This is a genomic window from Actinomycetaceae bacterium MB13-C1-2, from assembly GCA_035621235.1.
Lineage (GTDB): Bacteria > Actinomycetota > Actinomycetes > Actinomycetales > Actinomycetaceae > Scrofimicrobium.
In genome coordinates this window covers 715,274-741,307 of record CP141731.1, presented here as the reverse complement: position 1 = coordinate 741,307, position 26,034 = coordinate 715,274, and the positions used below count along the sequence as shown (strand labels likewise).

General features: G+C 56.5%; 19 protein-coding genes and 3 tRNA genes. 4 read left to right on the top strand and 18 right to left on the bottom strand.

Annotated features, from left to right (window positions below; genetic code table 11):
* Nucleotides 1-28: 28 nt before the first annotated feature.
* Together gnpA and U6G28_03270 are read right to left on the bottom strand one after the other, a co-directional pair.
* Entirely contained in the window at nt 29-2,302 is a 2,274-nt protein-coding gene (gnpA, locus tag U6G28_03275) for a 1,3-beta-galactosyl-N-acetylhexosamine phosphorylase (protein ID WRS31184.1), read from the bottom strand.
* A 214-nt stretch (nt 2,303-2,516) separates the two neighbouring features.
* Nucleotides 2,517-2,589, bottom strand: a tRNA-Arg gene (locus U6G28_03270).
* Between the two features lie 254 nt (nt 2,590-2,843).
* Here U6G28_03270 and U6G28_03265 point away from each other — a divergent pair.
* Nucleotides 2,844-4,598, top strand: a complete 1,755-nt coding sequence (locus tag U6G28_03265; GenBank protein ID WRS30721.1) for an ABC-F family ATP-binding cassette domain-containing protein — start codon at nt 2,844-2,846, stop codon at nt 4,596-4,598.
* 369 nt (nt 4,599-4,967) lie between these two features.
* On the opposite strand, the gene U6G28_03260 is transcribed toward U6G28_03265, so the two are convergent.
* On the bottom strand, nt 4,968-5,522 hold the full coding sequence (locus U6G28_03260; GenBank protein ID WRS30720.1) for a TetR/AcrR family transcriptional regulator C-terminal domain-containing protein: 555 nt from the start codon (nt 5,520-5,522) through the stop codon (nt 4,968-4,970).
* Between the two features lie 190 nt (nt 5,523-5,712).
* Between U6G28_03260 and U6G28_03255 the strand changes: the two genes are divergently transcribed.
* Nucleotides 5,713-6,711, top strand: coding sequence for a DUF5692 family protein (locus U6G28_03255; GenBank protein ID WRS30719.1), 999 nt, complete (start codon nt 5,713-5,715; stop codon nt 6,709-6,711).
* A 104-nt stretch (nt 6,712-6,815) separates the two neighbouring features.
* Here U6G28_03255 and U6G28_03250 read toward each other — a convergent pair whose 3' ends face one another.
* The 9 genes from U6G28_03250 to U6G28_03210 all read right to left on the bottom strand — a co-directional run bounded on the left by U6G28_03250 (nt 6,816) and on the right by U6G28_03210 (nt 18,439).
* Nucleotides 6,816-7,775, bottom strand: coding sequence for a GNAT family N-acetyltransferase (locus U6G28_03250; protein WRS30718.1), 960 nt, complete (start codon nt 7,773-7,775; stop codon nt 6,816-6,818).
* A 135-nt stretch (nt 7,776-7,910) separates the two neighbouring features.
* The gene (locus U6G28_03245) at nt 7,911-8,702 is read right to left on the bottom strand and encodes an ATP-binding cassette domain-containing protein (protein ID WRS30717.1); all 792 of its coding nucleotides are present in this window, start codon (nt 8,700-8,702) and stop codon (nt 7,911-7,913) included.
* A 4-nt stretch (nt 8,703-8,706) separates the two neighbouring features.
* On the bottom strand, nt 8,707-9,651 hold the full coding sequence (locus U6G28_03240) for an ABC transporter permease (GenBank protein ID WRS30716.1): 945 nt from the start codon (nt 9,649-9,651) through the stop codon (nt 8,707-8,709).
* Between the two features lie 43 nt (nt 9,652-9,694).
* Nucleotides 9,695-10,729 (bottom strand): ABC transporter substrate-binding protein, encoded by a 1,035-nt coding sequence (locus U6G28_03235; protein ID WRS30715.1) that lies wholly within the window; start codon nt 10,727-10,729, stop codon nt 9,695-9,697.
* A gap of 248 nt (nt 10,730-10,977) precedes the next feature.
* Nucleotides 10,978-12,837, bottom strand: coding sequence for a glycoside hydrolase family 2 TIM barrel-domain containing protein (locus U6G28_03230; protein WRS30714.1), 1,860 nt, complete (start codon nt 12,835-12,837; stop codon nt 10,978-10,980).
* Nucleotides 12,810-15,197 carry an FAD-dependent oxidoreductase gene (locus U6G28_03225; protein WRS30713.1) on the bottom strand — a complete coding sequence of 796 codons (2,388 nt, stop codon included), beginning with the start codon at nt 15,195-15,197 and terminating at the stop codon, nt 12,810-12,812. Before U6G28_03225 ends, U6G28_03230 begins: the two co-directional genes overlap by 28 nt.
* 5 nt (nt 15,198-15,202) lie before the next feature.
* Nucleotides 15,203-16,087: a carbohydrate ABC transporter permease gene (locus tag U6G28_03220; protein WRS30712.1), complete on the bottom strand. Its 885-nt coding sequence runs from the start codon at nt 16,085-16,087 to the stop codon at nt 15,203-15,205.
* Nucleotides 16,084-17,013 (bottom strand): sugar ABC transporter permease, encoded by a 930-nt coding sequence (locus tag U6G28_03215; GenBank protein WRS30711.1) that lies wholly within the window; start codon nt 17,011-17,013, stop codon nt 16,084-16,086. The genes U6G28_03220 and U6G28_03215 overlap by 4 nt, the downstream gene beginning before the upstream one ends.
* 79 nt (nt 17,014-17,092) lie before the next feature.
* Nucleotides 17,093-18,439 (bottom strand): extracellular solute-binding protein, encoded by a 1,347-nt coding sequence (locus U6G28_03210; GenBank protein ID WRS30710.1) that lies wholly within the window; start codon nt 18,437-18,439, stop codon nt 17,093-17,095.
* A 149-nt stretch (nt 18,440-18,588) separates the two neighbouring features.
* Here U6G28_03210 and U6G28_03205 point away from each other — a divergent pair, with 149 nt between their 5' ends.
* Nucleotides 18,589-19,608, top strand: a complete 1,020-nt coding sequence (locus U6G28_03205) for a LacI family DNA-binding transcriptional regulator (GenBank protein WRS31183.1) — start codon at nt 18,589-18,591, stop codon at nt 19,606-19,608.
* A gap of 147 nt (nt 19,609-19,755) precedes the next feature.
* Here the strand turns inward: U6G28_03205 and U6G28_03200 are convergent, their stop codons facing one another.
* Nucleotides 19,756-20,175: a hypothetical protein gene (locus U6G28_03200; protein WRS30709.1), complete on the bottom strand. Its 420-nt coding sequence runs from the start codon at nt 20,173-20,175 to the stop codon at nt 19,756-19,758.
* Between the two features lie 129 nt (nt 20,176-20,304).
* Nucleotides 20,305-20,393 (bottom strand) — tRNA-Ser (locus U6G28_03195).
* 141 nt (nt 20,394-20,534) lie between these two features.
* Here U6G28_03195 and U6G28_03190 point away from each other — a divergent pair.
* A complete protein-coding gene (locus U6G28_03190) occupies nt 20,535-21,602 on the top strand; it encodes a hypothetical protein (GenBank protein ID WRS30708.1) in 1,068 nt (355 codons plus the stop codon).
* Here U6G28_03190 and U6G28_03185 read toward each other — a convergent pair.
* The 4 genes from U6G28_03185 to U6G28_03170 form a co-directional block, all read right to left on the bottom strand.
* Nucleotides 21,589-22,860, bottom strand: a complete 1,272-nt coding sequence (locus U6G28_03185; GenBank protein WRS30707.1) for a hypothetical protein — start codon at nt 22,858-22,860, stop codon at nt 21,589-21,591. The two genes, U6G28_03190 and U6G28_03185, sit on opposite strands and share 14 nt — an antisense overlap.
* Complete coding sequence (locus tag U6G28_03180; GenBank protein WRS30706.1) at nt 22,853-24,292, bottom strand: hypothetical protein; 1,440 nt, start codon at nt 24,290-24,292, stop codon at nt 22,853-22,855. The genes U6G28_03185 and U6G28_03180 overlap by 8 nt, the downstream gene beginning before the upstream one ends.
* Before the next feature lie 47 nt (nt 24,293-24,339).
* Nucleotides 24,340-24,426: transfer RNA gene (locus U6G28_03175), tRNA-Ser, on the bottom strand.
* A 69-nt stretch (nt 24,427-24,495) separates the two neighbouring features.
* On the bottom strand, nt 24,496-25,812 hold the full coding sequence (locus U6G28_03170; protein ID WRS30705.1) for an AGE family epimerase/isomerase: 1,317 nt from the start codon (nt 25,810-25,812) through the stop codon (nt 24,496-24,498).
* Nucleotides 25,813-26,034: the final 222 nt, after the last annotated feature.

The window sequence follows — 26,034 nt, the reverse complement described above, 5'->3', positions numbered from 1 at the left end:
CTAGGAAACGAATTTGCGACGCAGGGCGCTAGAGATCTAGCCACTTACTATCGTTTGCGGGTAGCTCTATCTCGATGTTGACGCTACGGGTTGCCTTCTGTGCTCCCCGTACTACGGCGTGCTGGGTCGTGTTCGCGTTGTTGTACACGAAGGCGCGGTTCACGCCCGGGTACCAGGCGACCTCAACCTCGGGATTGTCGGTGATCAGGACCGCATCGAGTTCGTCCTCTGCATTCGCCGCCCAGAGGCAGGAGCGAAAGAGGAGGCGCGCGTTCTGTGCCGAGTACGGAAGGCCCGCCACGTATACCGCGCGACCGTCGCCGTACTGGTTCACGGCAAGCTTCACGGAACCCTCACGCAGTTCGAGGATCTGCACGCCGGCTCCGGTCGCCACGATGTCGCCGGGATCTTCGCCGGTGTCCATCGACTCAGTGAGGTCGGCAGTAATGAAGTGCGGCTTGTCGGTCGCCTCAAAGTGTCGAGTGTGGGAAAGCGTCCAGGCGATCTCCATGTCCAAACCGAGCACATCCTCAAGAGCGAAGATTGAACCTTCGTCGGTGGTGCGGGCGGTTGGTCCCCCGACCCCAATGAAGCCGCCACCGTTCCAGACAAAGGTGCGAATCAGGGCTTGGAGGCGTGGGCTGTCCCACTCACGCCCGCCCGAGAAAGCGGTGTCGCGGGCGCCAGCGTTGATGAGCACGTCCACCTCGTCCAAAACGGCCCCGTCACTGGTGACCACCTCCTCGAACGAAATAAAACGAACATCAAGGGGCAGTCCGGCCAGGGACTCGACAACGCCGAGATAGCTGTAAATCTGCTTATACCAGAGCGCGTGAGCAACCATGTAGGTCTGCCAGGTGCGGAGTTTGCCCCAGGAGTTCAAAATGGCAATAACGGGACGGGCGTTGGCGGGTAGCTCACCTGCGGAGTTGTCGTGAATGGAGCGGAACTCGTCAGCGATTGCTTCCATCTGGTCAATGAACTCTGGAAACTGCATGGCGAGGGAAAGATAGCCCCCGTAGCCAATGCGATCCAGTGGTTTACGGACGATGGCGCGGCGAGCCTGGGTCCAAGAGGTGACGGCCTCCCCGACCGGGTCGCCCTCCGGATTGAAGACGTCTGGGAAGAAGTAAGGAAGAAAGCGACCTTCGGTGTACTTGACCCCGGGGACGTCGGAGATCATCCGGCAGGTGGCGGCGGAGCCAACCGACCCTACGACTGCGTCCAGGCCAATGCTGGGGAAGTACGGCCCGTACGGCTCTGTCCCGATCCAGTTGTCGCCGAGGAACATGATTGCTTCGCGGCCGGCGTCGTGGGTGATTTGGACAAGTTCGGTGGCCTGGGTAGCGACGCGCCGGGCGGTGAAGTCGATCCAGGACTTGAACTTCTCAGTGGGGACCCGAAGCGGAGTGTTGTAGTGGCCGGAGTCAACGAAATCTTCCGGCGTCATGTGATAGCCATACTCGGCGGCGAAGTCCTCAAGCGCAGGGATGGAGACGGCGGCGGAGTAGCCGAACCAGTCCACGTACTTTTCTAGCGCGTTGTCATCGAAGGCAAGAGTGAAGTGGTAGAAGAAAGTGGTGAAGCGGACGACATCAACCTCGGGATGAGATTTGAGCCAGAGTTTCAATGCTTCACGAACGTGATCCCAGGTTTCGGAGTAAGCAACGTCGTACGTGCGGTCCTTGAGCCGACCCGGGTCACTTGCCCAGTCGTTTGTTAGGTAGTTGTAGATCTGGGTACTGTCCCATACCTGCTTGGCGAGGAAGTCAGCGGTATAGACGTGGAAAGGTTCTGGACGCTGGATGGTGACAATGGCAGAAGCCGCGTCATCAGGGTAGGCCCCGACCTTATCGGCGCGGCTTTTCATGGGGAGGGCGGGGGCTTCCTCAAGAGACCACGCTTCGGACGGGAGAGTCTCACCAGTGGTGCGGTCGATGACCTGCCAGTAGAGGTTGCGATCGGCGTTGGTGTCCGGGGTGAACTGGGCGGGCAGGTACCCTTCCATGACGTTGAAGTTCAAGGGCTCGGTGGAGGTCGCGGTATGCGGTGCCGACATAAGGAACTGACGAACCCGTTGCTCGGGCACGCTGACGGCCCACTCCTCGTCCCCGCGTGAGGGGAAGTAGGTGGAGTAGACCTTTGCTAGGCCTTCATTGATCCAGTCCGGGAGATCAGTACCGTCAGAGTTGCGGACCGCGTCAACCTTGAGGCGCTGCATCAGTGCTTTGATCTGGTCGTCCATCCCGGTTTCGATTGGGAGGGTGAGGCGACCTTCGTTGGTCGGAAAGTTCTCGATCATCACGGCGATCCGTCCTTTGAAACGTGGATGATTGCGTTACCAACACAACGATACGTGACTCTGAACTTTGGGGGATACCGGAAGCTCAGTTCGGGCACCTGCTGTTGAAGTGGCCGACGATAGATCAGTTAGAGCAGACCCGTCAGAACGATAATTCATAGCAGAGTTAAAGTGCAGAGTCCCCGCCGGTGGGTCGCACCGATGGGGACTGCGGCGCGCCTGAAGGGACTCGAACCCCCAACCTTCTGATCCGTAGTCAGATGCTCTATCCATTGAGCCACAGGCGCTTGGTTTGTAACCGCTGTCGAGTTTACTCATCGTGCGCAGTGCGAGACAACTCAAATCCCCCTCTGTTCCCAAGGTCACGCGATATGGCAATCACCTAGACACAGTTCAACGGGTGTTTTGGTCAGTGCGCTAAGTTCGTCGGTTGCACGTCTCGTCTCAGATGTTAGTCTTGGCCTGTGTGGATCTGAGTGATTGAAATACCCGCGACCGAGGCCGATGCCCGGCGGGTTCCTCCTGTTTTTTGGGGTCACTTATGTCTAGGTCTACGCAATTATCGTCAGCTTCCGAAGCGGTGCCGTCTCGCCGTGCTTCCCATCTCCGGATAGAAGGACTTTCTGTTTCTTTCCCGGATAGGCGCGTCCTGACCGATGTCTCGTTCATCGTCCCGGCAGGGGACCGAGTTGGATTGATCGGAGAGAACGGTTCGGGGAAGTCGACTCTTCTCCGTGCCATTGCAGGAATCGTTCGACCGTCCGGTGGCACCGTCCGCGCTCACGTTCCCGGCATAACACATCCGAGGATTGGGCTACTTCACCAAGAACCGCCTTCCGACTCAGACGAGACTGTTGCCGGCGCTCTGGAAGATGCCGTGGCCCCGGCCCGTGAAGCGGCGAAGGCTGTTGCCGAACTCGGGTCGCTTCTGGCAGAGAATCCAAACGATCAGCGGATTGCTGAACTCTACGCCCGAGTTCTGGAGGAAGCCGAGCGTCTCGACGCCTGGGAGATCGATACCCGTATTGCGACCATGCTTTCCGGTCTGGGTCTGTCCGATATTGAATCAGGCCGCCTCACCGGCCAGCTCTCCGGCGGCCAACGTGCCAGGTTATCCCTCGTCTGGCTACTACTAAGCACCCCGGACATTCTGTTACTTGACGAGCCGACCAATCATCTTGACGATTCAGCGACGGCTTACCTTGTCGGAGTTCTTCGGTCCTGGCGTGGCCCGGTCCTGATGGCCAGTCACGACCGTGCCTTTTTGGATGAGGTTGCAACGTCCCTAGTCGACCTGGATCCTGCCCCTGTTCCGCATGCGGTTTCAAGCTCTTTCGCTGAAGACGGTCCGGGGAGCGGAATCGGGGTCACGCGTTTTACCGGCAACTACTCGGACTATCTGGGATCCCGCGCCGACACGATGCGCCGCTGGAACCAGCGGTACCGCGACGAACAAGTGGAACTAAAACGACTCCGCAAACAAGTTCGGGAACAGCACACTGTCGGTCACCCAGGACGTGAACCACGAACGGAGGCCAGAGCGGCGAAGAAGTTTTACGCCGATCGCAACGCCAAAGTGGTGTCGCGGCGGGTGAACGATGCCCGCTTGCGTCTGGAAGAACTCGAACGGGACCAAGTTCGAAAACCTCCGACAGAACTGGAGTTCAGGGGACTTGTGGACGAGGAAGAACGGGGTGGCATCTCTTCTGCTCCCACTGTGGAGCCGGTGCTGGTTGCAACTAACATCGGTGTCGAGGGAAGACTGAATCCCCTCTCACTTAGCATTTCTCGCGGCGAAAAATGGCTGCTCACTGGACCGAATGGATCGGGAAAGTCGACGCTGCTTAGTGTCCTTGCTGAGAAGTTGGAGCCAACGTCTGGAAGTCTGGGTCGGTCCCGTCGAGACCGAGTTCGGTTGCTGAGTCAAGAAATTGATGTCCCCGGGCTTGGTGACCCCGGTTCGAGCAAGACGGCCAGCCAGTTCTACAGGCAACTCGTCGGGGACAAACTCGCGGACGAGGTCCCCCTCGGTAGCCTTGGCCTGATCGCAGGTCGTGATCTCAACCGTCCACTTGCCGATCTAAGCACCGGACAACAGCGGCGTTTGGCGCTTGCGGCTCTGCTGGCGGACCCGCCTGAGATCCTGTTACTGGACGAGCCGACGAACCACTTCTCCCTCGCGTTGGTGACCGCGATCGAATCGGCGCTTCCTGACTATCCGGGCACGGTTGTGGTTGCTTCACATGACAGATGGCTGAGAAAAAACTGGAGCGGAAAAACTCTGACTTTGGAATAGGAAGTATCTGACCCAACGATCTACAAGCAGGTTCGTGTATCGGACACTGGACTCGAGAGATTCCCATTTACTTCCAACGTGGAAGGTTCATCGGTCCGTTGCTTCGAAAAGCCAGTTGTTACCGGGCATTGCCACAAGCGCGAAAGTGTTATCAAGGAGAATCATTTCGGAAGTGTAGAACTAACCTTCGACGTTTTCGTTGGCATGTGCGGATTCTCAGCCACTACTTCAAGACATTGTGTTCGACATAGTTCCCAACGCGCATATCGGCTGGGCGCGAACTCATCTCCGTCGCAAACTCGCGCTCTGACAAGGACTCTTGATCTTCAGCTTTCGACGTCGTTCACAAGTGCTCTTTAGGAGTGAGATCTATTTGGCGAACCGTTCCAATGACTCGCGCACCGTCCCACGCAGTATCATCTCGATCTTCGGGACCAGCACATCCGGATCCTCCTTCGCCCCGCCCACTAACCACTGGAGAAAGTGGCCCAGGACGATCGCGGCGAAGTGGTCGATGACGAACCGGCGGTCCTCGTCCGACAGAACTAAGTCACCCTGTAGTTCCGTGACGATCGCACTCATCATTGCGCGAAACTGTCGAAGGAAGAAGGCGTCACGCTCGCGATGGTCGAGCGAGTTGATTACGGCGAGTGTCTGGTCGTAGTTCTGTCGCATGTACTGGAGTAGCGTTCGGTATCCTTCGGCCCACTGGTCGTACGAGGCGTGCTCCATGATGTGGTTTGCGACGTCCTGTTCGAATACCCAGACCGCGAGGTCGTACACGTCTGCAAAGTGATAGTAGAACGTTTGCCGATTGATTCCGGCGGCAGAAGTCAATCCCGAAACCGTGATCCGATCAAGAGGTGCGGTGCGAAGTTGGTCCTTTAGGATCCGACCGAGGATGTCGCGTGTCGATGAGGACATTTGCACCCCCTGTTGCAGATCTCTAGGACTACAGTCCCTAAATCACTTTAGCTGAGCAGGAGGCCGACGCATCTATACCCTGAATCACGACACTTCTGAGGAACTGTCTATGTTGCCTCGCTGCGTAAAATCCTAACCTGTTGCCGTGCGGCGGTGTCGCCGCGAACAGGTTCAATCCCAGGAGTTAACAGTGTTCCTTTATGAGTCCATTCCCTGGTACTCGTGGCTAATGTGGTTCGTCGTTCTTGGCGCACTTATTGGTCTGAACGAGGTAGGGCGCCGCTGGAAATGGGGCGGTATTTCTCTTTTTATCGCCCTTCCAATAATTCTCACGCTCTTCGTCTTTCCTCATACAGCAACCGGTTCAACCGGCACCTGGTTCCACTGGGTTAAGGTTTACTCGGCCTTGGCGGGGGTCCTAGGCTTCATGGCTATCCGCTACTTCCCTAAGGTTGCGAAGATCAAGTGGGTTCTGATTTTCCCGGCCGCAATTTTGGCGATCAACATTCTGGAAGCCTGTATCCGTGACTTCCAGGTTGGTTCCATGGGTGCGGATGGAATGGTTGATGGTGTCTATATGCTTTCCGGTCCCTGGAACTGGATGAATGGTATCGCCGGTCTGATCAACCTGATCACCATCTGTGGTTGGTTCGGAATCTTCGTGTCTCGTGACAAGTCGAAAGATATGATCTGGCCCGACATGCTGTGGTTCTGGATCATCGCGTACGATCTGTGGAACTTCGCTTACGTCTACAACTGCGTTGGTGACCACTCGTTCTATGCTGGCGCCGCTTTGCTGATCTCTTGCACCATCCCCGCATTCTTCATCAAGAAGGGTGCGTGGCTACAGCACCGTGCAAGCACCCTGGCCCTGTGGATGATGTTCACCATGGCTGTTCCGTCCTTCGTTGACGGTCAGTTCGGAGTCGCAACCTCGCAGCGTCCGGAAGCCTTGTTCGTTGTCTCGCTGATTGCTCTGCTCGCAAACGTCGCAGTGTTGATCTTCCAGCTCTACACGATCTTCAAGTACAAGAAGAACCCGTTGAAGGACGAGCTCTACACGAACCTTCGTCCGTTCAAGGAGGTCGTTGCTGCCAACCGGTCTGTAGACGCGCGCGACAGCGATATTCACGAGGAAGCTCGGGAGGTTCGCGCAGAGTTTGAAGAGATGAAGGAACGCGTCAAGTAGGACCTAACATCTGCGGAACCTAGAGATAGAGACGGACCCGGTAGTAGCGCCCCTAGCCCCTCGTACGAGGGAAGAAGATAGGCATGCTACCGGGTCCGGTCTGTCTATCGCCCCAGGTTCTTTTCGTAAGCGCCCCACGTGCGAGTTATGTGGAAGCCCAGATCTGTGTACAGGTTGCCGGCCTTCGACGGATTGTCGGCATCGACATCAAGGTAGAGAGTTTCGATATCGGGGTTGATAGCGGCGTTTCGGATCACCTCGGAGATTGCTGCCCGACCCAGTCCCATGCCGCGAGTCTCGGCGCGGGCGCCAACGAACTCTATGTAGGGGTGTCCCGGGTTGAGCTCGTTGACCAGGGCATACGAGAGAACACGCCCGTCCGGATTCACTGCGATGCGTGAGAACTGCGGACGAAAGGTGATGGAACTGAACTCATCGGCCCACTCCTCATGCGTGGTTGGCCACCATCCCCAGTGGGCCCGGAATGCGTCATTATGCGCTCGGCGGATTTCTTCGAGGTCATCATCACGTACGGCGCGTACTCGAATCTGTTGCCCCAGTTCAGAGAGGTCTGGCAGGTCGGTGGGCGAGGTGACTTTACGCTCCATGTCCTGATACTTGCGTACCAGTACAAATCCGTTGTCGACCAGTAACGGGATACTGGGCCCATCTCCACTGCCGCTGTCTACGTGCATTACGTGCGGAGAATCTGGATGGCTAGAATCGAGAATCTCTCGGGATCGGGCTTCCGCTCGTTGGATCAGTTCAGTTCCGATCCCACGATTGCGCCAGTTCGGATGGACGCCTCCACTAAGTAGGGTCTGGGCTACTCCATCAAACCGGGGTCTTTCAAAGGCGGTAACTCGCTCCCATCCCACAAGTTGAGTTCCGTCCCAGACGGCAAAGCTATCGTCCTCAAAGTTGATCAGTTCTGAACTCAGTTCGTCCGCAGCGATCTCGGGGGACATTCCGTATCCAGCCCCGTCATGCTCCGCGATGGCCGAGGTTAGGGACGCCCAGGCACCGGCATCATTTTTAGTGAGGTGTTTCCACTCGAGGGACACTTATTACTCTCCTTAGAGGATTACGTACTCAGCCGAGCTTAGTAGCTTGGAGTGGTTGACGCCTGCTAGTGTTCCGTGTCCGACGGAGGAATCCAAGGGAAAGAACCCGCCTTGGTGGCGAAGGAGGGGTAGAACCTAGACCAAAAGGTCTCGGTCGGTCAGCTCGGCACCCTTGATCTTGTCAAACTCGGCCAGCAAATCCTTCACGGTCATCTGTGACTTCCGTTCTTCTGGAATATCTAGGATGATCCGTCCCTGGTGCATCATTAGCAGTCGGGTCCCGAGCTTGAGGGCCTGCTCCATGTTGTGGGTGACCATGAGGGTAGTGAGTCGACGCTCGGCAACCAATTCACCCGTCAGCTGAGTGACGGCGGCGGCACGTTGCGGATCAAGGGCCGCAGTGTGTTCGTCGAGCAGCAGGATATCCGGGTTAGTGAAGGTTGCCATGAGTAGAGAAAGTGACTGGCGTTGTCCTCCCGACAGCAGCCCGACCCAGTCCTTGAGTCGTTCGTCGAGTCCCTGATTGAGGGTTGCTAGCTGTTCGCGATACATGCTCCGCTTGGCTTTGGTGACGCCCAACCCAAGGGTCCTGTGCTTCCCACGTTCCCACGCGATAGATAGGTTCTCTTCGATGGACATGTGGGGTGCGGTGCCCAGCGATGGGTTTTGAAACACCCGTCCGATATAGCGGGCGCGCTGGTGATCATTGAGGCTGGTCACGTTGCGCTCACCAATCGTCACTGATCCGGTGTCGGGTTTGAGCGATCCGGCCACCACGTTCAGTAGCGTCGACTTTCCCGCACCGTTCGAACCAATGACAGTAACGAACTCGCTGGTCTCTAGGCGCAGGTTGATGTCGACCAGCGCGGCTCGTTCATTGACGGTCCCGCGAAGGAAGGTCTTTGAGATGTTCTGTAAATCGAGCATTACCTCAGTCCTCCGCATCTAACGCAGCGTTCTCAGCCACCAGGCGGTCCGCCATCCGCTCCTCAGGAGTACGCTTCTTGAAACCCAGGGCCTTGTTGAGACGAGCAATCAACTTCCACTGTGGTATCAGCAGGGCCAGGACAACCAGAATGGCAGAGACCAGCTTCATGTCATTCGGATTCAGTCCGACCATTAGGGCAATTTGAATCACCAAGCGGTAAAGGACAGAGCCCACGGCAGCCGCGGTTGCCGCCCTCCAGATAGACATTCTTCCGATGATGGCCTGCCCCAGGATTACCGAAGCCAATCCAGCCACGATGATTCCTATGCCCATCTGAACGTCTGCAAAACCTTGATATTGAGCAATAAGAGAGCCGGAAACCGCGACCAAGCCGTTTGAGATTGAAAGACCTAGGATCTTTTGAAAGTCAGTGGAGACTCCGAATGACCGAACCATCTCGGGGGAGTCGCCAGCCGCCCTCATCGCCAGCCCAACATTGGTGTGTAAGAACCAGATGAGCGCACCCAGGACAACCAAGACGAAGGGCAGCATTGCGATGGGACCCCACCACGTGCCCAAGAGACCGGCCTCTTTCAGAGGCGTAAAGATGTTCTCTGCGCGAAGTAGGCCGATGTTTGAAGTTCCCATGATTCGCAGGTTTATCGAATACAGAGCGATCTGAGTCAAGATGCCGGCAAGTAGACCATCGATGTGACCCTTGGTGTTGAGAAGGCCTGTGACAAGCCCGGCGATCATGCCCGCAACCAGCGAGGTGATGATGGCTACCACCGGGTTCACGCCGTTCATTATCATCACGGCTGAAACCGCTGCGCCCGTCGTAAAGCTTCCATCAACCGTTAGGTCTGGAAACTCCAGGACACGAAACGTGAGGTAGACCCCCAGCGCCATGAGCGCGTAGATCAGCCCCAGTTCGACTGCAGTAACCACGGCAGTTCCCTTCTAGCTGTCCCTGCTACCCGGGGACAACTGCCTACTCGAAGATGTTCTCGGGAGCGGCCTGCTCTAGCAGGCTCTCCGAGATCGTCACTCCCATACGCTCTGCGCCGGCGAGGTTCAAATACAGTTGAGGTTCAGCCAGCGTTGCAACGGCAATTTCGCCCGGCTGCTTCTCGCCTTTCAGGATCTGAACGGCCATCAGACCAGTCTCGTAGCCAAGCTGGTAGTAGTCCAGGCCGTAGGTAGCGACGCAGCCACGCTCGACAGAATCACCCTCGGCACCAAAGACCGGAATCTTGTTGTCTTCGCCCACCATGAGCACGCTCTCAAGTGAGGTAACCACGGTATTATCGGTCGGTACGTAGATCGCGTCCACACCCTTATCAGCGAGAGTTTGCGCTGCTTGCTTCACCATGGAGGACTCGGTGGAGGGTGATTCGACGACCTCAATGCCGAGTTTCTCCGCCGCTTCCTTGACCCACTCGACCTGGACGACCGAATTGGGCTCACCGGGGGAGTAGACGACGCCCACGGTCTTCGCGCCCGGAACGATTTCGGTAATCAGTTCGATCTGATCGGCAACAGGGTTGGCATCAGACGTGCCGGTGACGTTTGCCCCGGGTTCCTCCCACGAGGCAACCAGTTGGGCATCCACCGGGTCAGTAACGGCTGTGAAGAGAATCGGGGTTTCGTCCATCGCGTTTGCGGCAGCCTGAGCAGAGTCTGTGCCTATCGCTAGGACGAGGTCAACGTTCTGCTCTTTGAACGTTCCCGCGATGGAGGCGGCGACGGACTTGTCACCGTTTGCATCCTTGTCGTCGAACTTGACGTTCAGTCCGGATTCCTCCAACGCCGCCTTGAAACCATCGGAGGCGGCGGTGAGGGAGGGGTGCTCCATCTGCTTGATAATGCCGACCGTGTAGGAAGCATCCGAGGAGGTTCCCGCGTCATCAGACTGGCTTCCCTCAGGGGAGGAGTTTCCAGAATCGGTATTCCCACCGCTAGAGCAACCCGCTAGGGCGAGTGCGCTCACGGCAAGCGCCGCGCCAAATGAGAGCAGCTTTTTCATCACTGAACCTTCCAGTCTTCCGCTTGTTAGCCCACCGCACCTGACAGACTTTCTGATTGGATCGGAGATCTGCCGGGCGGCTCTGTAGTAATGTCACAGCATTCCTTGAACCCAGCGACTTTATCGCGTGTGGAAGTGACCTGTTTGTGACGCCCAAAGCCTGGACTGGTCGCGAGGGCACCGCAGGGTTCAGATTCCCAACCGAATGGAGGGGTAAAGGACTGCTTAGGGGCAACGGAGCGTGGAGGCTAGCCCCAGCGACCGATACTTGCGGTTATAGCAGCTCGAATCTCTTCCACCGGAATCTTCGGAGTTCTGTCGTCATAGAGCAGACCGTTTTGTTCCTGACCTGTGTCAGTGAGCTGGGTGTAACAGAACCCAGTGACGCCAGGACATGCCCGGACTCCCTCGACAAGCTCGAGTAGCTTCTTAGCGAAATCCTTGGGATTCTGAATCTCTGAGTAGCCCCACGAATCGGACTTGTCCTCCCAGTCGGAAGAGAGTTTGACGCCACCGAACTCCGTAATCATTATCGGTTGACCGGAGAAACTTGTCTCGCCAACAAAGACCCGCCGTCCCGATCCGGCAAGACCCGCAAACGCCTGTTCAAGGGCATTGTTCGAACCGTATCTCTCTACGATCTCTTGACCTGTCGCTGCGTAGTCATGGATCGAAACCACGTCTGTGTCCATGTGTTCCCAGCCGTCATTCGAGACAACAGGACGTGATGGGTCCAGAGCCCGCGTCAAGTTCGTGAGAGCCACCAGGTAAGCGCGTTGATCTTCATGTCTCGTTAACTCGGGGGTTCCCCATGACTCGTTCATGGGTACCCATGTGACGATGCTCGGATGCGAGATGTCCCTTCTTATACGCTGTATCCACTCTTGCGTCGTCCGTTCGACCGCATCAGCACTAAATTCGTATGCTGCGGGCATCTCGGCCCAGACCAGAACGCCAAAGCGATCCGCCCACATTAGGTAGCGCGGGTCTTCTATCTTCTGGTGCACCCGTACCGAGTTAAATCCAAGTCTGGTAACAAGTTCGACTTCGTGCCTAAGACTTTCTGTACTTGGGGCACTAAGGTGAGAATCCGGCCAGAATCCTTGCTCGAGCACCGAACGCAAGTAGATCGGTCGCCCATTGATACTGATCCATCCGGCGTCTATCTGCACCGTGCGTAAACCTAAGTAAGACGCGACTTGATCGGGGTCTTGACCGGGAACGTCCAGAGTTACTTTGGCATCAAGCAAAGTCGGGGACTCTGGCGACCAAGCAAACTCCTCCCAACCTTGCCCGTTCTGCATTTCTGCTATGGGAATCACTAGGTCTGCCGCATATCCAACAACGTTCACGGAGGTGGTTGCCAACTCCACCTCTCCTTTTCGCAACTTGACGGAAAGGTTCGTTCCTTTTGGGGCGGCTGCGGACAAGGTGGCCGTGAGTGTGGCGCCTTCGGTCATGCAACGACAACCCCAAGCCAGCTTGGTGATATGAACGGCGGCCACCTGCTCGAGCCACACGGACTGCCAAATCCCTGAGGTGCGTCCGTACCAGACAGCATGGGGGACTTCAACCCAATCCTGCTTTCCGCGTGGCATCGAAAGGTCCAGAGCATCATCCGTAACCCGTACGACGATAACTCCATCACCGTCGTCACGAATTGCCTCCGTGATGTCGAAGCTGAACGGTACTGATCCACCACGATGATGCCCCTGGTGTTGGCCGTTAACCCAGACATCGCAACGATAGTCGACAGCACCAAAGTTGAGGATCGTGCGCTTTTTGGAAATGTCTTCCGAGTTTGCGTCTGTGGAGCTACTCGTACTAAATGGGGTCCTGTACCAGATAGTTTCATTTCCCACCGTACGTTCCAACCCCGACATCGCGGACTCCGGTGGATACGGAACAACTATATTTTCAGATTCGGCCCATTCTCCGTGATACCAGCCTTCCTGAATTCCCACGGAAGTCGGGTCTACTCGAAATTGCCAAGTGCCGTCCAAGGGCTGCCACTTTTCGCGCAACAACTGCGGTCGAGGGTAGCTACCGTCCTGGGTGGACGGTGCGGTATAGCCGGCGGTCAACAATCTTGTTCTCCTTCGTAGCATCTGATCTCATAGAGGCTGGCGTAGTCAGCTCCGTTGGTGGCCTCAACAACAAGGCGCAGTCGTGTTGCAGTCGTGGACGGATCGAGACGGTGAGAGCGTCGGGTTTGGTAGTTATCCCGAACCTCAACAGCCGTGTTCCAATGACCATCCCACACATCAATGCGATAGTTCTTGATCACTTCTGGGTCCGGTTGCGCCGGAGGGTACCTGTCGAACTCGCGCAGAATGTGACCGCAGAAGGTCAACTCCACGACGCCTATGAGTCGTGGCCGGTCCCAGACCAGTTCGATGAACTGGGGCATCGACTGATCCGGGTTTGATATCCACTGACCCGTCGAAAAATTGGGGCGCGTCATGCCTGTCTTGAGTTGATTCGCTGTCCATACACGCTGCGCGGGTTGAATAGTGTGACAGAGACTTACCCCATCCTCAAAACGGCGCAGTCGTGTGTCGTCCATTGCAACTGCGGAGACGCATCCGGGCAGAACACTGTCTGCCCGATGCCACGTGACTTTAGGTGCTGCGTCGATCTCGAGTCGCAGATACCCGACGCTCTGATGTCCAACGGGCAATTCATTGGGGGAAATCTCCACTTTCCAATGCACCCACTGGCGTTCACCTGGCGCGATTGACACCGTGCCTTCCCTTACAACGTCATCCGTACGCCGGTCATAGTCCCAGATCCCGGTAACAGCCTGAATTCGGACATGGATAGTTATGACTTCGGTGGATGTGTTTGATAACAGCATTCCGACCCGTTCGATACCGCGTGCGCCTTCTCCTGTCTCCACTGCGATCCACTGCCCGCGAGTTCGGTCAACCAGGTCAGCTACGGCGACACTCTCACGTCCAGAAGCGGGGATCAGATAGCCGCTCTCTGCTCCCATCTCTCCCGGCCGTATGCCATCATTCTCGCGTTCTGAACTAGCTGAAATAGCCGCTTGCCGCGCTAAGTCGGCCTCGTCAGAATTCGCGATATCGGGCAAGAAGGCCCCGTCTCGCAGTAGGCGTTGTTGGATCCTATCTGTCAGGATCGGGTGGATGTTTCGCGCCTCGATTCCCTCGCTGTAGGCTAATCCCGCAGCGGTTCCGGCGGCTTGGCCGACGATTGCAGTAGTGCCCATAACCCGCACTGAACCTAGCGCCACGTGTGTAACAGAGATGTCGCGCCCTGCGAGTAGTAGGTTGTCCACGTCCTTTGCTACCAGGCTGCGCAGCGGGATGCCGAATGGCGATACGTAGGCTTTTGTTGAAGCACTACCGCCGAGAACATATCCTTCGGCCGCGGTGGGCTCGCTAGTTTCCGCCAGTAATCCGCCCGGTGTGTGAAGATCGATGTTCCAGCCGCCGTAGGCAACCTGGTCTGTCAGTGGTTCGTCGGGCGCCAGGTCGTGCTCTGTCATTAGATACTGCCCCAGAACGCGTCTACTTTCTCGCTTGCCGGGCACCTGTCCAAGCCACTCAAGGGCGTAGTTCTGAAACCTCTCCTTGAACTCTGGTGACTTGTTCTTCACCCAGTCCCAAACACCAAGAGCGTGGCGGGTTAGTTCGTGTCGGATTAGTTCGTTATCATGCACCGTATCCCACGGCACTCCGATTTCCAGCCACCACCAGCCGCCTCTGACGTCCCACGGCATGCGGCCCCCTTTCGTGAAGAAGGAAGCGTCGTCGTATGAGTGGGCCCAATCGGGAGCCACGAAAGGGACCGGGCGACCCATGTCGCGCGTCTTGAGTTGAATCGAGCTCCCCATAACATCGCTGGAAGCCTCGTCGGCTGCGTGAGGTTCTTGGAACTCGGCAAAGGATTCCGACCCAATTCTGAACTCGCAACCTGCAAGCGTTGCTACCACGCCGTCGCCGGTTGCATCGATGAAAGTGCCCGCCGTAAGCCGAACGACTTTCTCTGCGCCCAGAGTTAGTCCTTCTACAGAAACAATGTTGCGCCCTAGGCGTTCAACACCGATGATCGAAGTGTTCAATAGCAACTCAAGCCCCGCTGTGCGTTGGACCAAGTCGTAGAGTTGCAGGTCCCACATCGAGTTCGCCCAGCCGTTTTCGAAAACCTCTGCGTGGTTGTGCATTCGATCCTCAACAAGGATCTCAGAGATGACTCCAGTCTCGCGTCCATAGGCGTGGTAGCAGGCTGCGCCTCTTGGTTCCACCCTTATTTCTGATGAGGAATTCCCTCCTAACACGGGCCTGTCGCCGATCAGGCAGACGGTAGCTCCGCATCGCGCGGCCGAGATGGCTGCGGCGATGCCGGCTAGGCCAGCTCCGCACACAACAATGTCGTAATGACGCTCTTCGATGTCGAACATTTCTTGTATCACTGCCTTCGTTTCGTCGGTCTCTTCGCCCATCGCAATCAGCCCTTGAGTCCGGTCGTGGCAACGCCCTCGACCAGCTGTCGTTGGAAGAAAACGAAGATGAGGAAGACTGGAACCAGGGAGACCACCGACATCGCAAATAGCTGACCGTATGAGGAGTTCCCCATAGCATTCATAAACATTCGCAAACCCAGGGGCACCGTGTAGGCGTTTATGTCCGCCAGATAGATTAGGGGTGCGAGGAAGTCCTCGTAAGTCCAAATGAAGGTGAACACAGCCGTGGTCGCCAGCGCTGGCGTTGTAAGCGGCAAAATGATGCGTGAAAAGGTTCGCCAATGCCCGCATCCGTCGATTTCTGCCGCCTCTGTTAGCTCGTTCGGAATTCCACGCATAAATTGGACGAGCAGGAATATAAAGAATGCATCCGTTGCGAGCAACTTGGGGATGATTAGCGGTAGGTAGGTATTGACCCACCCTATCTCCGAGAACACAATGTACTGCGGAATAAGCGTCGCGTGACTCGGAATCATTACCGTCATCAACATCGCAGCAAAGAGCATTCCCTTAAACGGAAACCTAAGTCTGGCAAATGCGTAAGCCGCCAGGGTGCAAGAAACCAGATTTCCCAGTACAGTGCCAACGCAGACAATAAGGGAGTTAATCAAGAACCTTCCGAAACCCGGTGGGTTCGCATCCCAGCCCTTGGCATAGTTCTCGAAGCTGACAGAACTCGGGATAATCGAAGGCGATGAGAAAATCTCGGTCTCGGGCACCACCGAACTGCGGAGCATCCAAAGCAACGGATACATCATTGCAACGCATAGCAGTACCATAAGACCCTGCCATGCAAAGCTCTTGACTGCGTTGTGGGGCTTTCCTGTCTGGCGCTGACCTACGTTCGTTGTATCTTCGGTGGTTCTCATTTGTCGTCTCCTGCAGCGTAGAAGACCCATCGTTTGGATGAAATGAAATACACGGCTGTGAACGTTGCAATGATTGCTACGAGAACCCAAGCCATTGCGGATGCGTAACCCATCTTGTATTCCGTAAACCCCTTTATGTATAGGTAGAGGGTGTAGAAAAGCGTCGAGTCAAGGGGGCCACCGGTCCCCTTAGAAATAATGTAAGAAGGCGTAAATGCTTGAAACGCAACGATTGTCTGCATGACCAGGTTGAAGAAGACAATCGGGCTAAGCATAGGCAGGGTAACCGACCGGAAGACCCTCAGTTTGCCGGCACCGTCAATCTGCGCTGCTTCCTCTAGCTCCTTCGGAATCTCTCGCAGTCCGGCCAGGAAGATTATCGCTGGCGACCCGAACTGCCATACAGCCAAAATGATGATTGTTCCGAGCGAGTAATCCGGTTCCGCAATCCAGTTGGCTCCCTGTATCCCAAATAGGGAGAGAAGCTGATTGATTGCGCCTTCTCGGCCAAAGAGTTGTCGCCACACCAACGCTACTGCGACGGAACCTCCCAGAAGCGAAGGTAAATATAGTATGGCCCGGTAGATGCTCATGCCTCGCATATTTCGGTTGAGTAGTAACGCCAAGCCAAGCGCTGCGGCAAGTCGCAATGGGACGGAGACCAGCACATACGTGAACGTGACCTTGAGGGACTGTATATACCGCGGATCCGCTACGAGTGAGGAGTAGTTCCTCGTCCCGATCCAATCTGGAGTTGTAAACAGGTCGTAGTTGGTGAACGAGAGGTAGAGCGAGGCAACCATTGGCCCTAGCACCAGGGCGACCATCCCGACTATCCAGGGAATAAGGAAAGCGTAGGCTGCGCGGGCCTCACTTCGCGAACGGCGGGTGGAATGTCGCACCTTCATCGTTGTCTTTGCAGTCATCTGCAACCTTACTTTTCATGGTGGACCGCTGCGGTGGTCGAGCCCAAGGGAGCCACCGCAGCGAACCTACCGGGATCACCTATAGAGCCGCGTCTAGTTCTTCGGCCTTGGTTAAGATGAGTTCTGCCGCCTGCTGAGGGGAGTCCTTTCCAAAGGCCACAGACTGCGCAGTCTGTTCGAAGTAAGATCTCAGCTCGGCGAAGCCAGCCGGCCATAGACGGTTGAGTGGGCGAGAATGCTCGGACACCAAACTCATGTACTCAACGGCCTTCTCGTCTGCTGGCGACAGCTTGCCCTGTAGTAAATCACGGGCCGCCTGCGAAGGAGGTATGCCTAGTGCAACTCCATTTGTCTCTACTGCCTGGGGATCGTTCACCAAACAATTGATCAACTCTGCCGCGTTTTCGGGACTCGGCGACGTTGCAGCTATCGACCATAGGCTCGCCGCATTAATCCAGAGTGATGGGTTCGAGTCCTTGAATGGCGGCAGGTATATGTCCAGCTCAGGCTCCATCAGTCCCTGGAAGCTGGTTAGGTCCTGGGTCCACATGAAACCCATTGCCGCATTGCCCTTGACAATGGCCGAGTTTCCGGGATCGCCTGCAGCTTCTGCGGTCACGTCGGCTGGGGGGACAGCACCTGCTGTGCGCAAGTCATCCCACCACTGGAACCAAGCCTCAACCTGCTCCGAAGTCGGTTGGAATATGCCCTCATCGCTATAGAATTCGCCACCCGTCTCGTCCCTAACAAACAGAATGAACAAGATCATGTCGCCTGCGGAGTCCTGTAATGCCCATTTTCCCTCACCAAGCTTGTCGGAGAGGTCAATGGAATATTGCTTCAGGTCGGACCAGCTGTACTGACCATCCGGAAACGGCATACCTGCTTCGCTGAGCATTTCAGTGTTGGCAACAACGCCCGAAGCGTTGGTCGCTGCAACAACCGCGAAAGTCTCTCCGTCCACGTTTCCGTAGTCACGGACGCCGGGATCCAACTGGTCAAAATCAATACCTGGAATTGAAGTAAGGTCAAGCAACGCACCCTTGCCTGCATAGTCTGGCAGTTGGCTGGCCGCTTGCATTAGGACATCTGGCAGATTTTTGCCAGCGGCCTGGGTTGCCAGTTTGTCCCAGTATCCTTCCCACGGTTGTGGTTCCGTCAAAACCTTTGCGTCTGCCACGACCGCACAATCCTGCATTGATTGTTGCAACGCTGCATTCAGGACATCTCCGCCCCACCACGTTGCTCTCAACTCTGCGGATGAGCTGGGAGACGGAGTGGCAGACTGGCCGCCTTCGCCAGTCTCAGACTCTTTTCCATCCCCTGATCCGCCACTGCATCCGGCTATTGAGCCAGCTAGTAGCGCGGCGCACGCGCCCAGCGTGACAACTTGCCCCGCCTTTCCTTGTAACATCTTTGTCCACATGCTTTCTCCAAAACGTCTCAGCCACACTGCCGTACTGTCGCAAGATTCTAACGTTAGAATCTTGTGAGTATTATATGATCAACTTTGCGTGCCATGTCAAGCAACGATGACAGTACACACGTATCAGACAGGGAGGAAGCGTGCCTGAGATGCCAACAGCGGCTCGCGGTAGTAGCCGCCCAGGTATCAAGGAAGTCGCAGCCCTCGCTGGAGTCTCATGGAAAACCGTTACGAATGTTGTACATGAGCGTCCAAACGTACGCCCCGAAACCCGTCAGCGGGTTCTGGATGCGATCGATAAGCTTGGTTACCGACCAAACCTAATAGGCCGTAATCTCGCGACAGGACGAACTGGGGCCATCGCGCTGTCGGTTCCAGACCTCACACAACCGTATTTCTCAATGTTGGCGCATGAAGTAATCAAAGAATCAAAAAGGCGCGGCCTGGTTGCGTTGATTGATGAGTCATTCGGTGACCCAGCACACGAACTCTCGGTCATTAGCGGTCTTCTATCCCACCAGGTAGATGGCGTGATTATTAGTACGCTGATGCTAGAGAATGAGCAGCTTCCGACCGGTCCCCCGCCTACGCCCGTAGTGCTGTTGGGGGAACGCGCGAGTAGCGACATCCTGGATCACGTGGGCGTGGACTCGGTTGCCTCGGAAGCAGACGCTACGGCGCAACTCATGGAGTTAGGTCGTACCAAATTGGCGTTCGTGGGACTCCAAGCAGGGGGACTCGGAGTGGGCGCTTTGAGATACAAAGGGTTTCGCAAAGCTATAGCCGATCACGGCGGAGTTTGCGATCCCCGACTAATAAAGACGACGCCCGAGTACAGTCGCATCGTTGGCTACGATGCGACGAAGTCTCTTTTGACACAAGGAGTTAGCTTTGACGGACTCGTCTGTGGCAACGATCTTCTTGCTATCGGTGCTCTCAGTTGCCTCGCCGAACACGGGGTCAGGGTGCCAGAAGATGTGGCGGTGATTGGTTGGGACGGGATCCCAGAAGGAGCGTTTTCGAATCCGGTTCTGAGCACAGTGGTACCTGACGTTGCTGAGATTGCCGCCAAGGCGCTCGACAAGCTCATCATGAGGATCGAGGGGGACAAGAGCGCCGCGCGCGACATAACTGCGGGCTACGAGCTATTGCTGCGGGGTAGCACGTAAGCAGAGCAACAAACCTTAGTGCAGAGTTGCCCGCTGTCACCGCTGGGCGGGACTCAGCGCCCTCGCCATTGTTTAGTGGTTGTATTCATCAGCAGTTGGGTCGCTGGGGTGCAGGAAGAAACGAGTTCACTGCTTCGGTAAAGACGATTAGTCTTTGAGGCCCGACACGATCCAGGTGAATCCGTATCGATCTATCAGTGCCCCAGAGATTCCCTGATCGTCAGGGGGTGGATTAGAAACGATTGGTGAAATTACTGCGCCTCCAACAGCAAGTGCATCAAAGGCCGAATGGGCTTCGCTAACACTGGGAAATGCGGCATGCAGAGCGACGGAGGTTCCTTGGCTAACCGCCGTAAGTGAGTCTGCACCACTGAGGCTTCCCAAGTTTGGCAAGACCAACTCAGCATGCATTACCTGCCTCTTAATGTCTTCACTTAGCTGATGAGCGGGGTCCGTTGGAATGTCTCCGTATCGTGAAAGATGGACAATGGCACCGGAGAAAACCTCCGCATACCAGACAAAGGCCTCTTCACAATTACCGCTAAAGCTCAGGTAGGGGGAAAGCACAATGAAGCTCCTTCGACTCCGTTGTCGCAAACATCAAAACTAGAGTCACATCATTTCACGACCATGCACGCGGCGTAGCTACTTGACGGGCAAAACCCCCGAAATCAAAAAGATTCCGGGGGTTATTCGCGGAGACGGAGGGATTTGAACCCTCGAGGGGCGTGAACCCCTACCTCCTTAGCAGGGAGGCGCACTCGACCTGGCTATGCGACGTCTCCAGGCCCCTCAATAGTAGTAGGTAGCGCGCCATCTTCCAATTGAACCGGGCCTCATTCCCTATGTCATAAACCGCAGTTCCGTAGACCGCAGCCTTGCGAGATGCTTGACTCGTCAGCAGCTGATCTGAAAGTGACGGGCACATGCAAACAATTGAGATGACCGCAGGGCAGAACTCAACGCGCCCCTGGTATCGGGGGACTCCGATGCTAATTGTCCGCTGGACCGTCGCTGTGCTGGCTGCGTTCGGCACCGCGGCAAGTGTTTGTCTGTCGGTCATTGGCGACTGGAGTCGGGACTACGTGACCGATACCGAAGGCTTCGTTCAAACCCTCGCACCCGTCGCGGAGAGCCGACCTTTTCAATCGGTCATCGCAAACCAAGTGGGAGACATTGCATCCGAAACCATACAGGGACTCCCGGCGACCACCGCGCTCCAAGATATGGTCGGTTTAGGTCAGGGTGATGCCAATGACAAATCTGGACTATGGGCCGCTCTACAGCAGTTCCTTCAGGACCCCGTTGAGTCAGCGCTCATCGGGGTGGCGGACCAGGCAGGCCAGCTTGCCAAGGACGCTACGACTCAGTTCGTGACTTCTGCGGCCTTCCCACCCGTCTTCAACCAGGCCACACAGGACCTGCACTCTCAAATCATTGCCGCCCTGGAAGCGCCCGCCGTCGACGACTCAGCGCCACTTGTTCTGTCGTTACACGTTGATCTGATTCTCGATGCTGCAGAGAGCAATCTCTCGGGCCCTACTTCCTGGATGCTCTCGCTAGTTCCTGAGACAGGTCAGACCATTCCTGTTCTCGAAATATCGGACATTGGGAGTTGGCGCCCCCTCTACAGTGCTCTTGGAACGGGTGGTGACAACTTTGTCTGGCTTGCCGCTGTTCTCGCAACTGTGGCTCTGGTAGCTACTCCTAAGCGGTTCATGACCGTCGCTGTGATTGGGGCTTTCACCGCAGCTGTAGCGGGAGTGCTGATTTGGCGTATTCCGGAAATGGGTCGACAAATGTTCACCGCCGTCGACCCGTCGCTGAACGAGGTTGTCAACCAGGCATGGTCACGTTTTGCTACGCCACTTTCGCGAGCGTTTGAACCCGTGGCGATCCTAGGAATAGCAATAGCACTGACGGGAATAATCCTCGCTGTTGGAGCGAGGATTATTCGACGTTCACGTGCAAAAGCAGTTATTACTGCTCGGTAGATTCCTTATCCACGTCGCTAGTTGTCTTCGCACCCTCTTGTACGCGAACCCAACTGGGAGTCCTCTCAGATGCGGGAACGTCTTCGGAACTCTCGTCCGAAATGACCTCATTGGATTCAGGTGACTCATCGGCCGACTCGACGCTATCTGTCGCCTCGGAGTCTTCAGCCGGGGCGGGTTCTTCACCAGCTTCTTCGACCACTTCTGAGACTTCCTCTATGGTCTCTTCCGCGTCGACGGTCTGCTCAGCCCGGGTATCCTCGACGGACTCGGGGGTCTCTATCGCTGCCTCCGAATGACCTCCGTCCGTTAGATCGATTAGGTCGACTGCCGGAGAGCCATAGCTGGAAAGCATGGCTCGAACACTCACGAGTTGCTCGTTGATTGAGTCGCGCCTACTCAGTGCAGCGGTAAGCTCACGTTCCGCGTTCTGGCGCAGTGCGTCTGCGGCGTTCTTTGCTTCGGAGATCATTTCATTCGAGCGCTGCTCAGCGGTGCGAACAAGTTGTTCGGCGCGTTCGCGTGCCTCAAATTCGGCGCGCTGCGCTTCGGCTCGGATCTCGTTCAGCCTAGAGGTTGCATCGGCAAGTTCTTCGTGGCGCGCAGCAACATCGGCATCAAGACCAGCGAGTGCTTCCTCCCGGCGTCCCGCTAGAGTCTTCTCAAAATCGAGGGCTGCTGCGGCCGCCGCAGCTCGCTGGGACTCCATGTGCGTGGCGGCTTCTTCACGAGAGGCCGCGGCCTCACCCTCTACCTGAACGCGAATGTCGTCAGCTCGCTTGTTTGCGTCCTCGACAGTTCGGGTTGCCTCTGTCTGGGCCTTCGAGAGAATGTCCTCGGCCTCGTTATTGGCGTCATTCAATAGTTGATCGCGTTTTGTACTCGCCTCGGAAAGAACCTTCTCGGCCTCTTCCTTTGCCGCCGAAGTCAGCGCAGCGGCCTCGTCCTTCGCGGTGTTGAGGATCAGTTTTATGCGGTCCCCGAGATGATCGAAGGTCGCTTCCTCAAGAGGCACTGCGTTCTTGAGCTCTGTGTTCGCCTGGTTCAGTTGCTGTTGGAGCGCTGTCGCGAGGGTGCTTAGTTCCTCGATGGTCTGCTGCTGTTCTTCAGACTGCTTGGCCGCGGCGAGTCCGGCATCGTTGGTTACGCTCAGCTGATCTTCAAGGCGCTTTATTGTGGAGCGCAGAGACGCCACCGCCTGGTTTACTTCTGTTGGATCGTAGCCCTTTCGGACAATTGGAAAGCTCTGGTCAGACATTGTCGTCCTCCTCGGGCAGATCTATGTTGGATACTAGTTGGTCTGGAATGACTGAGGTCGGGATCGGAACCGCTAGGGCATCGACCACCGCAGAGATGCTTGCTAGCTCTGATGCGATCCCGTCTCGTTTCTCCGCGAGAGCCACGGCTTCTTGCTTAGCCTGCTCAAGGATAACCTCTGCTTCTGCCCGAATTGTATCGGCGTACGTGCGGGCGTCTGTAAGGATCTGCATCGCCTCGGCCCGTTGTTCGCGGGCGTTGGCAAACGCCTGGTCTCGGAGTTCCTCCAGTTCGGTGGCTGTGGCAAACCGCGTCTGCTCACTCTGTGACTCAACGTCAGTGAGGAACTGGCGCGCTCGCTCTCGCGTCAGATCAGCGTCTTCCTGCGCGTCCTTTACTAACTGGTCACCGATTGCGACGGCATCCTGCAGAAGCTCTTCCTGACGGCGGCGTGCGGTTTCCAGTGTCTCTTGGGCCTGTGACTCTAAGTCGCGTGAACGTGTGCGAGCATCCTCCAAAATGGCCGTGCGGTCCTGCTGCGTGGCTTCAAGCAGTTCCCTCATTTGTTCTTGGACATCGTTGATGTGGCTAGTCCCGACCAGATGGGCTTCCTCGCGAACTCGCTGTGCTTCTTTCTGGGCTTCTTCAAGAAGGGATGCCGCTTGCATGCGAATCGACTCGGCGTGCTTTTCCGCGTCTTCGATCAACGCACGCTGCTGAGCCTGTGCGATTTTAGTTCGGGAGTAGATGTCTGCCTGAGCGGCGGCAACCATCGCAGAAACTACTTCCTCGCCGCGCCTAACAGTTTCGGCTGCCTCCGAGCGTGAAGCCTCACGATTTGCTTCCGCCTCGGCGATGATCTTTGCTGCTGTCTCCTCGGCTTCGTGAAGCTGAGCTTCGACTTGTCGATCAGCCTCTCCCTGCTTCAGGGTTATTTCCCGGCCGACCTCGTCCATTTTGGTAAATGTTGCAAGGCGGTGCTTTTGAGTCTCTTCTTCCGTGCGAAGTTTGAGTTCTTCGGCCTCGGCCCTTGCCCGTTCAAGGATTTCTTGGGCTTCACTCTTTGCGTTTTCCGTGATCCTGTCTGAGCCGTCCAGAATCTCCTGGAATGTGGCACCCGCCTTCTGCTCCGCTTCCACGATGATGCTGTTGGCCTTGGCCAGCGCCTGATTAACAATTTGGTCGTGCTCTGACTGAGCTTGGATGCGTCTGGCTTCAATCTGGTCGAGGGCTTCACGCGCAAGTTGGTGTTTGCTACGGGCCTTCCCCAGTTGACGGTTTGCTTGGGCGATAACCTCGTCTGCCTCGCGCTTTCGTTGCGCAAGGTAGGAATCGGCATCTCGGCGGGTTTGCTCAGCGACGAACTCGGCTCGTTCAAGCACTCGTTGCGCGCTGGAGTCCGTCGGTGGGACGTCAGTGTCGGTGGGCACCATGATCTAGTCCTGCGTTAGTGGAATCCGCCAGCGTCCTGGCGGATTTGCGGAGAGTAAGGGATTCGAACCCTTGGTGCCATTGCTGACACATTGGTTTTCAAGACCAACACCTTCGGCCACTCGGTCAACTCTCCCGAACTGGAGTCTACTAACTCAAACGCGAACAAGGCGACTTTCTAGAGCATGAGACTTCTCTAGTGTGGTTATTGTTTCCACGTGAACAGAGGGGAAGCACCAGTTTTGGTTCGACGGTTGCGGTTCTTAACCAGACGCGGGGGTGCCCCGGCTGGCTTATCTAGCAAGCCCCGACTAATGGCCGGAGCTATCGGTGGCCAAAGTGGCAGGCGCGGAGTGAGTAGAGCCTGGATCGGGTGATAGATATCTGGCCGGGTTGGAATAGTACCTTCGATTGGTTGGTTGTCCTCGTCCAAGACGCGGGCAAAGACCCCTTCCTCCAGTTCCATGTAGTCGTGGAGGTAGTCGACCCAGGAGCGGTAGCAGTGGTCATACAACTCAACGTCTCCAGCGTTACCGTCGTCGTCCAAAACAGCGCGCCGAAGTGCGACGGCAGCACAGATTCCCTCGTTTACAACCCAGGCCAGATGCTCGGTGAGCACGGGCTCACCCTCAAGTGTGGTCGTGTAAAGGAAGCCTGGCTTACCGCCGCGGCGCCAACCGTCGGCTCTGGCACGGTCGAATAGGCGTGTCGCTCCGTCTTGAATGTCCCAGCTCTCCTCAAGGCCATGTTCGCGCAGCGCCGCACGGTACTCCACACCGAGACGTGCAAGCTCAAGACCGTGTCCCACAACTGCGCCATACGGATAGTAGGGAGTGTTGGGGGCGTCTTTGTTGTAGTCGGGGAGCGCATTCCATTCCTCGTCCAGATGTTCCGGAACGCGCCAATCGAATTTTTCGGACTCCTCATATGCGCGCTCAAGCATGCGCCCTGCGCGCGCGACCCAGATAGGTTCCTGCACAGCCTCAGCGGCCGCGAGATATGCCTCGACCGTGTGTAGCAGAGAGTTCATTCCCCGATACGGAGCGCACTCGGACCAGTCACGTGAGTACTCGTCGACCACGGCCCCAACGACCTCGTCCCACCAGTGTTCCTCTTGGTTTGTTAGGGCGTCTCGGAGCAGCTCTGTGGCTCCCGGACGGTTAGCAGTTGCCGCCGTGGACGCAGCGAGGATGAGGAATGCGTGAGCATACTGCCACTTCCGTTCGCCGCCGTCCTTCCAAGGGGCGCCCGTTCCCTCCGAATTCGGCTGGTGTTCGATGGCGGTAAACCACCCGCCCTTCTCACGATCTTTGAAGTACGTTTGCAGACTGCGGATTCCGTGGTCGCAGTAGCGACGGCACCCCGGGATTCCTAGCAGTGTGCCCAGAGAGTATGCAAATGTCATGCGGGCGGTGATTGCCAGATCGACGGGGCGTTCCGTATCTAGGCTTCCATCTGGCCTAAAGTACCCGTAGCCGGTGGGTGCGACCGCGGCTTTGCCGTGCTCTAGGAGAGCTTGCATTTGCCGAGATAACCACCTGTTGTGCTCAACCGATTCAATCCAGCTGCCCATAGCCCACTCACCTTCGGCATCATCGCGTTTCTTGCAAGAGTCTTGCCCGGCCCTGGGGTCGAACACATAGGTAAAGCATAAAGCGTTGTCGATGGTTGGTGACCTCGAAATGTCCCCAACGAACTGAACTTTAGGCAATATTGCGGGTACCGACTCCGCGAAGAGTAGGGG

Coding starts and splice junctions, on each gene's coding strand:
- gnpA (WRS31184.1), bottom strand. CDS start 2,302: ATGATCGAGAACTTTCCGACCAACGAAGGTCGCCTCACCCTCCCAATC.
- U6G28_03265 (WRS30721.1), top strand. CDS start 2,844: ATGTCTAGGTCTACGCAATTATCGTCAGCTTCCGAAGCGGTGCCGTCT.
- U6G28_03260 (WRS30720.1), bottom strand. CDS start 5,522: ATGTCCTCATCGACACGCGACATCCTCGGTCGGATCCTAAAGGACCAA.
- U6G28_03245 (WRS30717.1), bottom strand. CDS start 8,702: ATGCTCGATTTACAGAACATCTCAAAGACCTTCCTTCGCGGGACCGTC.
- U6G28_03235 (WRS30715.1), bottom strand. CDS start 10,729: ATGAAAAAGCTGCTCTCATTTGGCGCGGCGCTTGCCGTGAGCGCACTC.
- U6G28_03230 (WRS30714.1), bottom strand. CDS start 12,837: ATGCTACGAAGGAGAACAAGATTGTTGACCGCCGGCTATACCGCACCG.
- U6G28_03225 (WRS30713.1), bottom strand. CDS start 15,197: ATGGGCGAAGAGACCGACGAAACGAAGGCAGTGATACAAGAAATGTTC.
- U6G28_03220 (WRS30712.1), bottom strand. CDS start 16,087: ATGAGAACCACCGAAGATACAACGAACGTAGGTCAGCGCCAGACAGGA.
- U6G28_03215 (WRS30711.1), bottom strand. CDS start 17,013: ATGACTGCAAAGACAACGATGAAGGTGCGACATTCCACCCGCCGTTCG.
- U6G28_03210 (WRS30710.1), bottom strand. CDS start 18,439: ATGTGGACAAAGATGTTACAAGGAAAGGCGGGGCAAGTTGTCACGCTG.
- U6G28_03205 (WRS31183.1), top strand. CDS start 18,589: ATGCCAACAGCGGCTCGCGGTAGTAGCCGCCCAGGTATCAAGGAAGTC.
- U6G28_03190 (WRS30708.1), top strand. CDS start 20,535: ATGCAAACAATTGAGATGACCGCAGGGCAGAACTCAACGCGCCCCTGG.
- U6G28_03185 (WRS30707.1), bottom strand. CDS start 22,860: ATGTCTGACCAGAGCTTTCCAATTGTCCGAAAGGGCTACGATCCAACA.
- U6G28_03180 (WRS30706.1), bottom strand. CDS start 24,292: ATGGTGCCCACCGACACTGACGTCCCACCGACGGACTCCAGCGCGCAA.
- U6G28_03170 (WRS30705.1), bottom strand. CDS start 25,812: ATGCAAGCTCTCCTAGAGCACGGCAAAGCCGCGGTCGCACCCACCGGC.